Genomic DNA, 14,048 nt, shown 5'->3' with positions numbered 1-14,048 from the left:
CGGGGCCGCTCCCGGCCTACGCCTCGCTGTCCAGCCCCGCGAGGACGAGCCCGAGCCGGGCGGTCCCGTCCGCGGTGACCGTGACCGGTACGCCCCAGTCCTGCTGGTGCACATGGCAGGCCGGGTACTCGATGTCCGGGTCGTCGTCGCAGGACGCGGCCATCGCCGAGACGTGCAGCACGCCCTCGTTGACCCCGTCCGCCAGGACCAGGTCCCGACCGAGGTCGGTGCCCGCGCCCTCGCCCTCCGCCAGCAGCTCCGGCGGCGTCGAGCTGACCAGCAGCCGGGTGGACGGGCCGTAGCGGGTGTCCAGCTTCTGCCCGGCCGGCGCCTGGAAGACCACGTCCAGCCGGAGCCGGCCGGGGGCCACCTCGGTGGCGGCGCGCTGGGTGCGGTGCGCGACCGACTCCACCCGTACCGCCGCCTCGGGCAGCCGCAGCCGGGTCAGCCGGTGCCGGGCCGACTCCACGACGACGATGTCGTCGCCGACGAGCACCGCGTCCGACGGCTCCCGCAGGTCCGTGGCGAGCGTGGTCACCTCGCCGGTCGCGGGGTCGTAGCGGCGCAGCGCGTGGTTGTAGGTGTCGGAGACCGCGACCGAGCCGTCCGGCAGGGCGGTGACACCCAGCGGGTGCTGCAGCAGCGCCTGATCTGCGGCACCGTCACGGTGTCCGAAGTCGAAGAGGCCGGTGCCCACGGCCGTGTGCACGACGCCCTCGCGGTCGATCCAGCGAACGGCGCTGGTCTCGGAGTCGGCGATCCACAGCCGGTCCTCGGTCGCGGCCAGGCCCGACGGCTGCGCGAACCACGCCTCGGCGGCCGGCCCGTCCACCAGGCCCTCGTTGGTGGTGCCCGCCGCGGCGCGCACGGTCCCGGTCTCCGGGTCGTACGTCCAGAGCTGGTGCACGCCGGCCATGGCGATCCATACCCGGCCGTCGAAGTACGCCACGTCCCACGGCGAGGAGAGGTCCACCTCGCGGGCCGGGCCCTCGGTGGGCGAGCCCTGCCACCACTGCTTGCCGGTGCCGGCGACGGTGCCGACCTCGCCGGTCTCCGGGTCGAAGAGGCGCAGCGCGTGGTTCACGGTGTCGGCGACGATCACCTTGCCCCCAGGCAGCAGTGCCAGGCCCTGCGGCTCGCTGAAGGCGGCCCGCTCGGCCGGTCCGTCGGCCAGACCGCGCTCGCCGGTGCCGATCCGGCGCAGCACGCTCTCGCCGTCCCCGTCCAGCTCCACGAGCTGGTGCCGGGTGGTGTCCGAGACCAGGAAGGAGCCCCCGGGAAGCTGGAGCGCCTTGCCGGGGAAGCGGAGGTCGGTGGCGACCGGCTCGGGCGGTACGTACGGGCCGTCGCCGCGCCGCAGCGTGCCCTTCGCCTCGTGCTCGGCCTCCAGCTCCTCGACCAGCTTCTCGATGGCGTGGGCGTGGCCCTCACCGGCGTGCTGGGCGACGACGTAGCCCTCGGGGTCGATGACGACCAGCGTCGGCCAGGCGCGGACGGCGTACTGCTTCCAGGTGGCGAGCTCGGGGTCGTCCAGGACGGGGTGCTCGACCTCGTACCGCTCGACGGCGTCGACGACGGCCTGGTGCTCCGCCTCGTGCACGAACTTCGGGGAGTGCACGCCGACGATGACGACGGTGTCGCGGTGCCGCTCCTCCAGCTCCCGCAGCTCGTCCAGGACGTGCAGGCAGTTCACACAGCAAAACGTCCAGAAATCCAGGACGACGATGCGTCCCCGCAGGTCGGAGAGGGTCAGATCCTTGTCGCCGGTGTTGAGCCAGCCGCCCTTGCCGATCAGCTCGGGGGCCCGGACGCGCGCACGTGAAGCCATGTGCACATTCAACGTCACGTGGCCGGGTGTGCATTCCGCCGGGGGGTGTGAGGCCCGTCCGGGTGCAAGCCGGCCCGGGGCGGGCACAGATCCCCGCATGAGATACCTGGTACGCGACCGGATCTTCGGGATCGGCGACGACTACTGGATCGAGGACGAGACGGGCCGCAGCGTCTACCTCGTCGACGGCAAGGCGCTCCGGATGCGGGAGACCTTCGAGATCAAGGACCGCGAGGGCCGGGTCCTGATCACGCTGCGCAAAAAGGTGCTGAGCCTGCGCGACACGATGACGATCGAGCGGGACGACCAGGCCATCGCCACCATCCGCCGGAAGCGGCTGTCGCTGCTGCGCAACCACTACCGCGTCGAGCTGGTGGACGGCACGGAGCTGGACGTCAGCGGCAAGATCCTGGACCGGGAGTTCGCGGTCGAGTACGACGGCGAACTGCTCGCGGAGATCTCCCGGCGCTGGCTGACCGTCCGCGACACCTACGCGGTCAACGTGCTGCGGGAGGACGCCGACGCCGCCCTGCTCATCGCGGTCGCGGTGTGCGTGATCCGGCTGGCGGAGCGGGAGCACGAGGACTGACCGCCCGCGCTCCCCTCACTTCGGTCGCCGGCCGCGGGTCACGGCGTCGGCAGCCCCAGCACGCGGTCCCGCAGCACGGGGAAGGAGTGCCGCACCTTGCCGACCAGCTCCGGGTCCAGCTCGGCGCTGATGATCTCCTCGTCGGGACCGGCCTCGGCGAGCACCTCGCCCCACGGATCGACGATCACGCTGTGCCCGGCCTGCTCGACCCCGGCGTGCGTGCCGCCCGTGCCACAGGCGAGTACGTACGTCTGGTTCTCCACCGCCCGGGCGCGGGCCAGCAGCGACCAGTGCGCGCGGCGCCGCGCGGGCCAGCCGGCCGGTACGACCAGGGTCTGCGCGCCGGCGTCCACCAACTGCCGGAACAGCTCGGGGAAGCGCAGGTCGTAGCAGGTGGCCAGGCCGAGCGTGGTGTCCGGCAGCGCGACCGTCACCGGCTCGGTGCCGGCACCCAGCAGCGTCGCCTCGCCCTTGTCGAAGCCGAAGCGGTGGATCTTGCGGTAGTGCGCGGCGCGCTCACCGTCGGGGGAGTAGACCAGCGAGGTGTTGTAGAGGACGCCGTCCGCGTCGCGCTCGATGACGGATCCGGCGTGCAGCCAGACGCCCGCATCCCGCGCCGCCGCGGACATGGCCTGATGGGTCGGGCCGTCCAGTGCCTCCGCGACCTCCTCGAAGGCGTCGAAGGCGAAGGCGCCCACCGGCCACAGCTCGGGGAGCACGACGAGGTCCGCGTCCGCCTGGGAGCGCACGCGTGAAGCCACGCGCTCCCGGCGGGAATTGACCGGTTCCTGCTGGTCCACACCGACTTGGATCAATGAAGCGCGCACAGTACCACCGCCTGGTCTTCCGAGCCCGGTCCGTCGTCAAAAAATGCCTACGATGGTCACCCGAAAGCACTGCCGGGGTGCCCGTGCGCAGCGTAACTTAACTGCACAGACAGCAGCCCGCGTACAAACCGTCCGAGGGGTCCCGTGACCGTCCACCCAGTCCTTCAGCCCTCCATCGACGCCTGGACGCACTCCATCGAAGCTATATCCGAGCTGGTGACGCCGCTCGTGGAAGGGGAGTGGAATCGCGCCACGGAATGCCCCGGCTGGTCGGTGCGGGACGTCGTGTCCCACCTCATCGGCCTGGACTGCGAGGCGCTGGGCGATCCCCGCCCCATCCACTCGCTGCCGCGCGATCTCTACCACGTACGCAGCGAGTTCGCGCGGTACATGGAGATGCAGGTCGACGTCCGCCGGCACCACACGGGCCCGGAAATGACGGCGGAGCTGGAGTACACCGTCATCCGCCGCGCCCGGCAGCTCCGCAACGAGACGCGCGAGCCGGACGCCACCGTGCGAGGCCCGCAGGGCAAGGAGCAGACGCTCGAACACGCGCTGAAAGTGCGGGCCTTCGACACCTGGGTGCACGAGCAGGACATTCGCCGCGCGCTCGGCGAGCCCGGCAACCTCGACTCCCCCGGCGCCCACCTCACCCGCGACTTCCTGCTGCCGGCGCTGGCCAAGGTCGTCGCCAAGGACGCGGGCGCGCCGGCCGGCACCGCCGTGGTGGTCGACGTGACCGGCCCGGTGGAGTTCATGCGGACGGTACGGGTCGACGCGCAGGGCCGCGGGACGGTCGACGGCAGCGTCTCGCTGGGCCCGGCCGTCACGATCTCGACGGACTGGGAGACCTACGTCCGGCTGGCCTGCGGCCGGGTGCGGCCGGCGGCGGTCGCCGACCAGGTCAAGATCGATGGCGACCAGGAGCTGGCCGGGGCCGTGCTGGAGCACTTCGCGGTGACGCCGTAGGCGCGGGGCGCGCCGGGAAACGCACCGCCGCAGGCGCGGGGCGCGCGCCCGGAAGCGCACGCCCGGCCCGGGGCGGTCACACCGGTACGTGCACCGCCTCCACCCGGCTCGCCACCGTCCGCTCGCGCTCCCGGCGCGCCGCCCGCTTCCGCAGCCGCAGGATCTGGCTGACGCCAAGCGCCTCCAGGACGAAGACTGTCGCGAACGCGATGCGGTAGTTGTCGCCGGTGGCGTCCAGCAGCACGCCGACCGCCAGCAGGGTCGTCATCGAGGCGGTGAAGCCGCCCATGTTGACGATGCCGGAGGCGGTGCCCTGGCGCTCCGGCGGGTTGGCCGGGCGGGCGAAGTCGAAACCGATCATCGAGGCCGGGCCGCACGCGCCGAGCACGACGCAGGTGAGGACCAGCAGCGCCATCGGCGCGTGCCCCGGCCAGCAGAGCATGGCGGCCCACAGCGTCGCCGTGGCGCCGACGGTACCGAGCGCCAGCGGCATCCGGGCCGCGTGGTGGCGGGCGATGACCTGCCCGTAGATCAGCCCGGAGGCCATGTTCGAGACCACGATGAGGGTGAGCAGGCCGCCGGCCGCGGTCTCGGTCAGCCCCTGCGCCTCGACGAGGAACGGCATCCCCCACAGCAGCAGGAAGAACATCGCGGGGAACTGCGTGGTGAAGTGCACCCACATGCCCAGCCGGGTGCCCGGCTCGCGCCAGCACTGGGAGATCTGCTGCCGTACGTAGCCGCCGCCGGCCGCCGACGGACCCGCGGGCGCCGGCTCGAAGCCCTCGGGGTGGTCCTTGAGGAAGAGCAGGACGAGAGTGATCACCGCGATGCCGCAGACGGCGCTGCCGGCGAAGGTCGGGGTCCAGCCGAGGGTGTCCAGCAGCCGCGCGAGGACGAGGGTGGAGACCAGGTTGCCGGACATGCCGATGAGCGCGGCGATCTGCGCGATCATCGGGCCGCGACGGGCCGGGAACCAGCGGGTGCCCAGCCGCAGCACGCTGATGAACGTCATCGCGTCGCCGCAGCCCAGCAGCGCGCGGGAGATCAGCGCCATGCCGTACGAGCCGGACAGCGCGAAGCCGAGCTGGCCGACGGTGTAGAGCGTCGCGCCGAGGATCAGGACCTTCTTGGGGCCCATCCGGTCGACCATCAGGCCGACGGGTATCTGCATGCCCGCGTAGACCAGTAGCTGCAGGATGGAGAAGGTCGACAGCGCCGAGGCATTGATGTGGAAGCGCTCGGCCGCGTCCAGCCCGGCGACGCCGAGGCTGGTGCGGTAGATGATCGCGACGAAGTAGACGGCGACGCCGATGCCCCAGACCCACATGGCCCGCCGGCCGCCGGGCGGGTCACCGGGCAGCGACATCGGGACGCTCCGTGCGGTACTCATCGCACGTCCCCCTGGGCCAGGTTCCGCACCCAGCTCACGTGCCGGTGCACGGCGGCGGTCGCCGCCTCCGGGTCGCCGGCCCGCAACGCTTCGAGGATCTCGGCGTGCTCGGCGATGTTCTTCGCGATCCGGTCCGGGTGCGCGTGCATCACGGCGACGCCCATCCGAAGCTGGCGGTCGCGGAGCTGCTCGTAGAGCCGGTCCAGGATCTGATTGCCCGCGCTGCGCACGATGGCGGCGTGGAAGGCGCGGTCGGTGACCGAGACGGCGGCCAGGTCGCCGGCGGCGACCTGCTGCCGCATGGTCGCCAGCAGCGACTCCAGCTCCTCGATCAGCGCGGCCGGCGCGGGCACGGCCTTGCGCGCCGCGTGCTCCTCGACCAGCAGCCGGGTCTCCACGACGTCCGCGATCTCCTGCGCGGAGACCGGCAGGACCAGCGCGCCCTTCTTCGGATAGAGCTTGATCAGCCCCTCGACCTCCAGCCGCAGCAGCGCCTCGCGTACGGGCGTTCGCGACACCCCGACGGCCTCGGCGAGCTCGCCCTCGGTGAGCAGCATGCCGCCCTCGTAGCGGCGTTCGAGGACGGCGTGCTTGATGTGCGCGTAGACCCGCTCGGCAGCGGGCGGCTGCTTCACGGGGGCGGGAGGAGGTGAGGCTGGGGCTGAAGGCATGCGCACAGGATAGATACAACAGGTATGCGTCTGCGAGCGCGTCCATCATGCGGACCGGAGGACGGGCGAGGAGACTGCCTACGCCAACTATCCGGCACCCTGCCTACGCTCCATGAGCAGTGCGCCACGAGACCGTGTCGTTTCCGTGACGCTCAGTGATCGAGATGGTGATCGAGATGGGGTGCGTCCGCGTGTCCGTCAAGAAGAACCTCGCCGTCGACCGCACGGCACTCGCCCACAAGGTCCGCTACGCCCTCGGCCACCCCGGGCGAATACCTCCGTACGTCCGGCGAGCCGCCCGCGACCGCTGGCTCGCCCTGCACCATCCCGATCACGTGAGCTACTACCGGGCGGTGATGGCCTCCGACACCCGGCGCAGCCCCGAGGCGGCCGTCGGCAGTCGGGCGCACGACCGCTGGCTCGCGCTCGGCCGGCTGCAATTCGACTACCTGCGGGAACACGGCCTCACGCCGCAGTCACGGATGCTCGACATAGGCTGCGGCAACCTCCGCGCCGGGTGGCGCTTCATCGAGTACCTCGAACCGGGCCACTACTACGGCATCGACATCTCGCCCGACATCCTGATCGCCGCGAAGCAGACGCTGGCCGACCGGGGGCTGCAGGACCGGCTCCCGCACCTGACCCTCACGAAGAACCTCACGCTGGACTTCCTGCCCGAAGCGCACTTCGACGTCGTGCACGCGCACAGCGTCTTCTCGCACTCGCCGCTGGAGATCATCGACGAATGCCTGGCCCACGTGGGACGGGTGCTGGCCCCCGGCGGCTTCTTCGACTTCACCTTCGACCGCACGACGGGCGCCGAGCACCAGGTGCTGCGCGAGGACTTCTACTACCGGACCGAGACCCTTGCCGGCCTCGCCGCGCGGCACGGGCTGGAGGCCCGCTTCATGGCGGACTGGGAGTCCCGCGGGCACGGCCAGTCCAAGCTCCGCGTGACCGCCGGCTGACGCCCTACAGCCGCCCCGCCTCCGTGAGGCGTCGGACGACCTGGCGGAAAGCAGGGGCGCACACATCGAAGTCGTCCGCGTTGTGCCAGGCGACCTCGGCGATCTCGCGGCCCGGGACCGGGTCCGCCGTGGCCGGGCCGCCCGTGAAGCAGGTCATGTGCAGGCGGCGGCCGGCGCGGCCGTGCGCCTCGTCGTGGACGGTGAACGCCTCGGTCAGCTTGTCCGCCGGGACCCGCACGCCGATCTCCTCGGCCAGCTCGCGGGAGAGCGCCTCCGCGGCCGTCTCACCGGGCTCGTACTTGCCGCCGGGCAGGTAGAAGGTGTCGTTGCCGCGGGTGCGGACGCTCAGCAGGCGGCCGTCCCTGATGTGCAGCCAGGCGACGGACCGCAGGGGCGGGAGGGCGTCCGGGGTGACAGTGTCAGCAGTGATCTGTACGTCGCTCATGACGGTGACGGTAAGCAGGGCGGCGCGGCGACACCAATTCCTTTTCGCCGACGCCGCCCTGCCGGTCGCGTACTACGACCAGGTGATCAGGCGCTTCGGGCGTTCCAGGATCGCGGCGGTGTCCGCGAGGACCTTGGAGCCCAGCTCGCCGTCGACCAGGCGGTGGTCGAAGGAGAGTGCCAGGGTCGTCACCTGGCGCGGCTTGACCTTGCCCTTGTGGACCCAGGGCTGCTCCTTGACCGCGCCGAAGGCGAGGATCGCGGACTCACCGGGGTTCAGGATGGGCGTACCGGTGTCGACGCCGAAGACACCGACGTTGGTGATGGTGACCGTGCCGCCCGCCATGTCCGCCGGCGAGGTCTTGCCCTCGCGGGCCGTGGCGACCAGTTCGCCGAGGGAGGCGGCGAGCTGGGGCAGGGTCTGCGCGCCGGCGTCCTTGATGTTCGGGACGATCAGGCCCCGGGGAGTCGCCGCCGCGATGCCCAGGTTCACGTAGTCCTTGCGGACGATCTCCTGGTTCTCCTCGTCCCAGGACGCGTTGATCTCCGGGTGGCGCTTGATGGCGACCAGGAACGCCTTGGCGACGAGCAGCAGCGGGTTGACGCGGACGCCCGCCATGTCGGGGTCCTGCTTCAGCTCCTGTACGAGCTTCATCGTGCGGGTCACGTCGACGGTGATGAACTCCGTGACGTGCGGCGCGGTGAAGGCGGAGCTCACCATTGCCTGGGCGGTGGCCTTGCGCACGCCCTTGACCGGGATACGGGTCTCCCGCGCGGCGGCGACGGCCTCGGGGGCCGGCGCGGGCTCGTGCGGGGCCGGCTCCACGTCGTACTCCGGTGCCGCCGCGGGCGCGGGCGCGGGCGCGGCCGCCGCGTGCACGTCCTCGCGGGTGATGATCCCGTCGGGGCCGCTGGGCACGACCGTGGCCAGGTCGATGCCGAGGTCCTTGGCGAGCTTGCGGACGGGCGGCTTGGCCAGCGGACGCCCGGTGCCCGCCGGAGCCGCCGGAGCCACGGGCCCGGCTGCGGGTGTTTCACGTGAAACCGGCTCGGCGGCCGGCTCGGGCACGGCGTACCCGTTCAGCTCCGCCTGAACGGCCGCCTGCGCGCCGTTCGCGGTGCCGGGCTGCGCCTTGCGCGCGCGCCGCTTCGTCGAGGACGGCGCGGCGCCGTAGCCGACGAGCACGGCCTTGCGGCCCTCCTCGCCGTCCTCGGCGGCCGGCTCGGCGGCTTCCGGAGCGGCTGCCGGGGCCTCGGCGGGACCCGCGCCCGGGTCGGTGTCCACGGTGATGATGACCGTGCCGACGTCGACCGTGGTGCCCTCGCCGAACCGAAGCTGGTGCACCACCCCGTCGTACGGGATGGGGAGCTCGACGGCCGCCTTGGCGGTCTCGACCTCACAGACGACCTGGCCGTCGGCGACGGTGTCGCCCTCGGCGACGTACCACTTGAGGATCTCCGCCTCGGTAAGCCCCTCGCCCACGTCGGGCATCTTGAACTCGCGGAAGCGCTGATCGGTTGCAGTCATGGTCACGACTCTCCTCAAGCCCCTCAGTACGCCAGCGACCGGTCGACCGCGTCGAGCACCCGGTCCAGGTTCGGAAGGTACTCGTCCTCCAGCCGGGACGGCGGGTAGGGGGCGTGGTAGCCGCCCACCCGCAGCACCGGTGCCTCCAGGTGGTAGAAGCACCGCTCGGTGATGCGCGCGGCGATCTCCGCGCCGGAGCCGAGGAAGACCGGCGCCTCGTGCACGACGACCAGGCGGCGGGTCTTCTCGACCGAGGACTGGAGCGTGTCGAAGTCGATCGGGGAGAGGGAACGCAGATCGACGATCTCGACCGACTTGCCCTCCTCGGCGGCGACCTGGGCGACGTCCTGGCAGACCTTGACCATCGGGCCGTACGCGGCGAGCGTCAGGTCGCTGCCCTCGCGGGCGACACGGGCCTTGTGCAGCGGGTGCGGAAGGGCCTCGGTGTCCAGCGCGGACTTGTCGTGGTAGCGGCGCTTGGGCTCGAAGTAGATGACCGGGTCGTCGCCGGCGATGGCCTGCTGGAGCATCCAGTAGGCGTCCGAGGAGTTCGACGGGGTGATCACCTTCAGGCCGGCGACGTGCGCGAAGAGCACCTCGGGCGACTCGGAGTGGTGCTCGACCGCGCCGATCGCGCCGCCGTAAGGGATGCGGATGACGACCGGCAGCTTGATCTTGCCGAGCGCGCGGGCGTGCATCTTGGCGAGCTGGGTGACGATCTGGTCGTACGCCGGGAAGACGAAGCCGTCGAACTGGATCTCCACGACCGGGCGGTAGCCGCGCAGGGCCATGCCGATCGCGGTGCCGACGATGCCGGACTCGGCGAGCGGGGTGTCGATCACCCGGTCCTCGCCGAAGTCCTTCTGCAGGCCGTCGGTGACGCGGAAGACGCCGCCGAGCTTGCCCACGTCCTCGCCCATGACGAGGACCTTGGGGTCGGCCTCCATGGCCGTGCGCAGCGATTCGTTGATCGCCTTGGCGATGGTGATCTTCTCGAAGACGGCCATGTCAGTTCTCCTCCGCGAACGCGGCCTGGTACGCGGCGAACTGGGCGCGCTCCTCGTCGACGAGCGCGTGCCCGTCGGCGTAGACGTGCTCGAACATCGCCATGTCATCGGGGTTCGGCATGGTGCGCACGGCGTCCCGCACCCGCTTGCCGAGCGCCTCGTCCTCCTTCTCGACGGACGCGAAGAACGCCTCGTCGGCCATCCCCTCGGCCTCGAGGTACCGGCGCAGCCGCAGGATCGGGTCCTTGGCCTCCCAGGCCAGCAGCTCGTCGTTGCCGCGGTAGCGCGTCGGGTCGTCGGAGGTGGTGTGGGCGCCCATGCGGTAGGTGTACGCCTCGACGAGCATCGGCCCCTGGCCGGTGCGGGCGCGGTCCAGGGCCGCCTTGGTGACGGCGAGCACGGCGAGCACGTCGTTGCCGTCGACCCGTACACCGGGGAAGCCGTAACCGCGGGCGCGCTGGAAGAGCGGCACCCGGGTCTGCTTCTCGGTCGGCTCGGAGATCGCCCACTGGTTGTTCTGGCAGAAGAACACCACGGGGGCGTTGTAGACGGCGGCGAAGGTGAAAGACTCGGCGACGTCACCCTGGCTGGACGCGCCGTCACCGAAATAGGCGATGACGGCGGAGTCGGCACCATCCTTCTGCACGCCCATCGCATAGCCCGTCGCGTGCAGCGTCTGCGAGCCGATCACGATCGTGTACAGGTGGAAGTTGTTGCTGTTGGGGTCCCAGCCGCCGTGGTTCACGCCGCGGAACATGCCCAGCAGGTTCGTCGGGTCCACCCCGCGGCACCAGGCGACGCCGTGCTCGCGGTAGGTGGGGAAGACGTAGTCGTCATCGCGCAGCGCGCGCCCGGAACCGATCTGCGCGGCCTCCTGGCCCAGCAGCGAGGGCCACAGGCCCAGCTCGCCCTGGCGCTGGAGGGTGGTCGCCTCGGCGTCGAACTTCCGCGTGAGCACCATGTCGCGGTACAGGCCGCGCAGCTCGTCGGCGGACAGGTCGATCGCGTACTCCGGGTGCTCGACCCGCTCCCCTTCCGGGGTGAGCAGCTGGACGAACTGATCCGGGTCCTGCTCCGCTGAAACCTTCGCCCTCGGCTTGGCCGGGGCTTTCTTCGCGGTCGTGCGCTTGCCGCTTCCGCGTGTGGCTTTTCGTGCGGCACTGCTGTCCACGGTCACGTGCTGCTCCTCCGTCTGTCCGGCCCCCGGGGTCCGCCGGTGGCCGTATTGCGGCTCACCCGGTATCCGATACGGCGCACGGGGTGTGTGCGAACGCGGTCAGGCCCGGGTGGAACAAAACTGCCCCGGACGTGGCCTGCCCATGCACGTTACCCATTTCCCGAGCCTAAGCGAAAACGGCCCTGACCTGCGATTTTGCTTGGATTTCCAAGTAAATCGCGGAGGGTGGGAACAACTCCTGGTCACAGCGTCGCAGGCCGCCGGGACAACGGCACGTTATATCGGCGGGCCGGAGCACGGGAAGGGTCGGTGTGTGAGACTGAAACCGTGCGCGAAGACGGAAAAATCACGGTATTCCTGCTCGACGACCACGAGGTCGTCCGGCGCGGCGTCCACGACATGCTCACGGTCGAGAGCGACATCGAGGTGGTCGGCGAGGCCGGTACCGCCGCAGATGCCCTGGTCAGGATCCCTGCGACGCACCCCGACGTCGCCGTGCTCGACGTCCGGCTGCCGGACGGTAGCGGTGTCGAGGTCTGCCGCGAGATCCGCTCGCAGAACGAGGACATCAAGTGCCTGATGCTCACGTCTTTCGCCGATGACGAGGCGCTTTTTGACGCGATCATGGCTGGTGCGTCCGGTTACGTACTCAAGGCCATCCGCGGGAACGAACTGCTCTCGGCCGTCCGGGACGTCGCGGCCGGCAAGTCCCTGCTGGACCCCGTGGCCACCGCGCGGGTCCTCGAACGGCTGCGCGACGGCGGCGGCCACAAGGGCGACGACCGGCTGGCGAACCTCACTGAGCAGGAACGACGCATCCTCGACCTGATCGGCGAGGGACTGACCAACCGCGCCATCGGGGAACGGCTGCATCTGGCCGAGAAAACCATCAAGAATTACGTCTCCAGCCTGCTGGCCAAACTCGGTATGGAACGCCGTTCCCAGGCCGCCGCATACGTCGCGAGAATGCAGGCGGAAGGCCGCTGAGCTCGTTCATTTCCGGGCCGCCCGGTGACTTATAGGGGCTGACCTGCGGCGTAACGAATTTCGGGACCAACGTCCCCGGTGAACCAGGGGCCGCCGCCCCTACAGCCGCGCTCGCGCCGCCGGGCAGGCTGGTTCCCATGCCTGACGAATTCCGCGCACTGGAACTGCTCAGCCGTACGCCCTACGGCCGGGTCTCGGCCAGCCAGCGGGCGCTGCCCTTCACCACGATCGCCCGGCACGTCGTGACCGGGGGCCGGCTCCTGCTGCGCCTGCACCGCGGCTACGGCTACCACCGCGCCCTGGACGGCAGCGTGGTCTCGTACCAGGCGGACAACCTCGCCGGCGGCGAGTCAGAGACCTGGACCGTCCAGTTCACCGGCACGGCCCGCGTCCTGCACCCGGAGCCGGCCGACCGCGACGCCTTCGGGCGCACCCCGGCCCTGGCCGACGGCGAGCCCTTCGACCCGGTGTTCCTGCACATCGAGCCGGTCTTCGCCAAGGTCCACACGCTGACCGATGTACCGGTGTTCCGGTACGCCTCTTCAGGCTGACTGATAGGCGACCTGTGCGGCGGAGCGGCCCGGGCCATGTGATCTAACATCTGACGGGTGCTGCGCTCATCTGCGGTCCGGACGGCAACGGCGCCCGACGGACACATCCTCGGCTCCCTGCTGCGCCGCTACGAAGGCGCCGGGGAGCCGCTGACGTGCGAGCCCGTCGCCGAGGGCCTGCTCAACCACGGCTACCGGCTGGCCACCACGCGCGGCCGCTTCTTCCTCAAGCACCACCTCGACGCCGACCGCGCCGCCCTCGTACGGCAGCACCGCGCCACCCGCCTGCTGGGCGCCATGGGCCTCCCCGTCGCGCCGCCCGTACGCGCCGCCGACGGCCGCACCGTCGCCGTCATCGACGGCCGCTGTTACGCGCTGCACCCCTGGGTCGAGGGCCGGCACCTGGACGGCGCGGCCCTCACCCCCGCCCAGTGCCGCCGCCTCGGCGCGCTGCTGGGCCGCGTCCACGTGTCCCTCGCCCAGGTGATGCCCGACGAGCCGCCGCAGCCCGGCCAGGAGAGCGCCGACCCCGCCGCGACCTTCACGGGCATCGACGAGCTGCTGGCGCTGGCGCGGGACGCCCGCCCGCACGACAGCTTCGACGCGCTGGCCGAGCACCGGCTCCTGGAGCGGCGCGCCCTGCTGGCCGCGCACGCCCACCACCGGCCGGCCCGCGCGGCGCCCGCGGGCTGGGTGCACGGCGACTTCCACCCGCTGAACCTGCTCTACCGGGGCGCCGAGCCGGCCGCGATCGTCGACTGGGACCGGCTGGCGGTCAAGCCGCGCGCCGAGGAGGCCGTACGGGCCGCCGCGATCTTCTTCGTACGGCCCTCGGGCAGCCTGGACCTGGCGAAGGTGGCGGCGTACGCGCGCGCCTACCGGGGTGCCTCGGGCGTCGGCGCGGAGGAGCTGGCGGCCGCCGTGCACCGCGTCTGGTGGGAACGCCTGAACGACTTCTGGATGCTGGACTGGCGGTACCGGCTGGGCGACCGGCGCGCCGACAGCCTCTTCCCCGCCTCGGCCGCGCTCGCGGTGTGGTGGACGGACGAGTACGCGGCGGTACGCGGGGCCTTCACGGGCTGAGGGCGGCGCGGTACGCAGGCTCTCTTTCA

14 protein-coding genes are annotated in these 14,048 nt (G+C 71.4%); 6 read left to right on the top strand and 8 right to left on the bottom strand.

The genetic code is table 11. The features are described 5' to 3' along the window. Nucleotides 1–16: 16 nt before the first annotated feature. The gene (locus IG84_RS0101345; protein ID WP_031050184.1) at nt 17–1,828 is read right to left on the bottom strand and encodes an NHL domain-containing thioredoxin family protein; all 1,812 of its coding nucleotides are present in this window, start codon (nt 1,826–1,828) and stop codon (nt 17–19) included. A gap of 97 nt (nt 1,829–1,925) precedes the next feature. Here IG84_RS0101345 and IG84_RS0101340 point away from each other — a divergent pair, with 97 nt between their 5' ends. After that, nucleotides 1,926–2,417 (top strand): LURP-one-related/scramblase family protein, encoded by a 492-nt coding sequence (locus IG84_RS0101340; protein WP_031050181.1) that lies wholly within the window; start codon nt 1,926–1,928, stop codon nt 2,415–2,417. 38 nt (nt 2,418–2,455) lie between these two features. Here IG84_RS0101340 and IG84_RS0101335 read toward each other — a convergent pair whose 3' ends face one another. Then, nucleotides 2,456–3,244 (bottom strand): carbon-nitrogen family hydrolase, encoded by a 789-nt coding sequence (locus IG84_RS0101335; RefSeq protein WP_031050179.1) that lies wholly within the window; start codon nt 3,242–3,244, stop codon nt 2,456–2,458. Nucleotides 3,245–3,388: 144 nt separating this feature from the next. On the opposite strand from IG84_RS0101335, the gene IG84_RS0101330 reads away from it, so the two are divergent. Then, on the top strand, nt 3,389–4,213 hold the full coding sequence (locus IG84_RS0101330; RefSeq protein ID WP_031050176.1) for a maleylpyruvate isomerase family mycothiol-dependent enzyme: 825 nt from the start codon (nt 3,389–3,391) through the stop codon (nt 4,211–4,213). A gap of 76 nt (nt 4,214–4,289) precedes the next feature. Here IG84_RS0101330 and IG84_RS0101325 read toward each other — a convergent pair whose 3' ends face one another. Continuing rightward, nucleotides 4,290–5,603, bottom strand: a complete 1,314-nt coding sequence (locus tag IG84_RS0101325) for an MFS transporter (protein ID WP_031050173.1) — start codon at nt 5,601–5,603, stop codon at nt 4,290–4,292. Further along, nucleotides 5,600–6,274, bottom strand: a complete 675-nt coding sequence (locus IG84_RS0101320; protein ID WP_031050171.1) for a GntR family transcriptional regulator — start codon at nt 6,272–6,274, stop codon at nt 5,600–5,602. Before IG84_RS0101320 ends, IG84_RS0101325 begins: the two co-directional genes overlap by 4 nt. Nucleotides 6,275–6,465: 191 nt before the next feature. Here IG84_RS0101320 and IG84_RS0101315 point away from each other — a divergent pair, with 191 nt between their 5' ends. Continuing rightward, nucleotides 6,466–7,242 (top strand): class I SAM-dependent methyltransferase, encoded by a 777-nt coding sequence (locus tag IG84_RS0101315; protein ID WP_031050168.1) that lies wholly within the window; start codon nt 6,466–6,468, stop codon nt 7,240–7,242. A gap of 4 nt (nt 7,243–7,246) precedes the next feature. On the opposite strand, the gene IG84_RS0101310 is transcribed toward IG84_RS0101315, so the two are convergent. The 4 genes from IG84_RS0101310 to pdhA all read right to left on the bottom strand — a co-directional run bounded on the left by IG84_RS0101310 (nt 7,247) and on the right by pdhA (nt 11,398). Then, nucleotides 7,247–7,687, bottom strand: a complete 441-nt coding sequence (locus IG84_RS0101310; RefSeq protein WP_037798944.1) for an NUDIX hydrolase — start codon at nt 7,685–7,687, stop codon at nt 7,247–7,249. Nucleotides 7,688–7,759: 72 nt separating this feature from the next. Beyond that, nucleotides 7,760–9,214, bottom strand: coding sequence for a dihydrolipoamide acetyltransferase family protein (locus tag IG84_RS0101305; protein WP_031050164.1), 1,455 nt, complete (start codon nt 9,212–9,214; stop codon nt 7,760–7,762). A 23-nt stretch (nt 9,215–9,237) separates the two neighbouring features. Then, nucleotides 9,238–10,221 (bottom strand): alpha-ketoacid dehydrogenase subunit beta, encoded by a 984-nt coding sequence (locus IG84_RS0101300; protein WP_031050160.1) that lies wholly within the window; start codon nt 10,219–10,221, stop codon nt 9,238–9,240. Between the two features lies 1 nt (nt 10,222). Further along, nucleotides 10,223–11,398: a pyruvate dehydrogenase (acetyl-transferring) E1 component subunit alpha gene (pdhA, locus tag IG84_RS0101295; protein WP_031050158.1), complete on the bottom strand. Its 1,176-nt coding sequence runs from the start codon at nt 11,396–11,398 to the stop codon at nt 10,223–10,225. 327 nt (nt 11,399–11,725) lie between these two features. Here pdhA and IG84_RS0101290 point away from each other — a divergent pair, with 327 nt between their 5' ends. The 3 genes from IG84_RS0101290 (at nt 11,726) to IG84_RS0101280 (ending at nt 14,019) form a co-directional block, all read left to right on the top strand. After that, nucleotides 11,726–12,385 carry a response regulator gene (locus tag IG84_RS0101290; RefSeq protein ID WP_031050156.1) on the top strand — a complete coding sequence of 220 codons (660 nt, stop codon included), beginning with the start codon at nt 11,726–11,728 and terminating at the stop codon, nt 12,383–12,385. Nucleotides 12,386–12,522: 137 nt separating this feature from the next. Beyond that, a complete protein-coding gene (locus tag IG84_RS0101285) occupies nt 12,523–12,936 on the top strand; it encodes a pyridoxamine 5'-phosphate oxidase family protein (protein ID WP_031050153.1) in 414 nt (137 codons plus the stop codon). Nucleotides 12,937–12,993: 57 nt separating this feature from the next. Next, nucleotides 12,994–14,019, top strand: a complete 1,026-nt coding sequence (locus IG84_RS0101280) for a phosphotransferase (RefSeq protein WP_031050151.1) — start codon at nt 12,994–12,996, stop codon at nt 14,017–14,019. The last annotated feature ends 29 nt before the right edge of the window (nt 14,020–14,048 follow it).

It is taken from the genome of Streptomyces ochraceiscleroticus, assembly GCF_000720485.1.
In the GTDB taxonomy this organism is placed as follows: Bacteria; Actinomycetota; Actinomycetes; order Streptomycetales; family Streptomycetaceae; genus Streptomyces; species Streptomyces ochraceiscleroticus.
The sequence above is the reverse complement of the archived record's forward strand: the minus strand, read 5'-3'. Positions and strand labels throughout refer to the sequence as shown.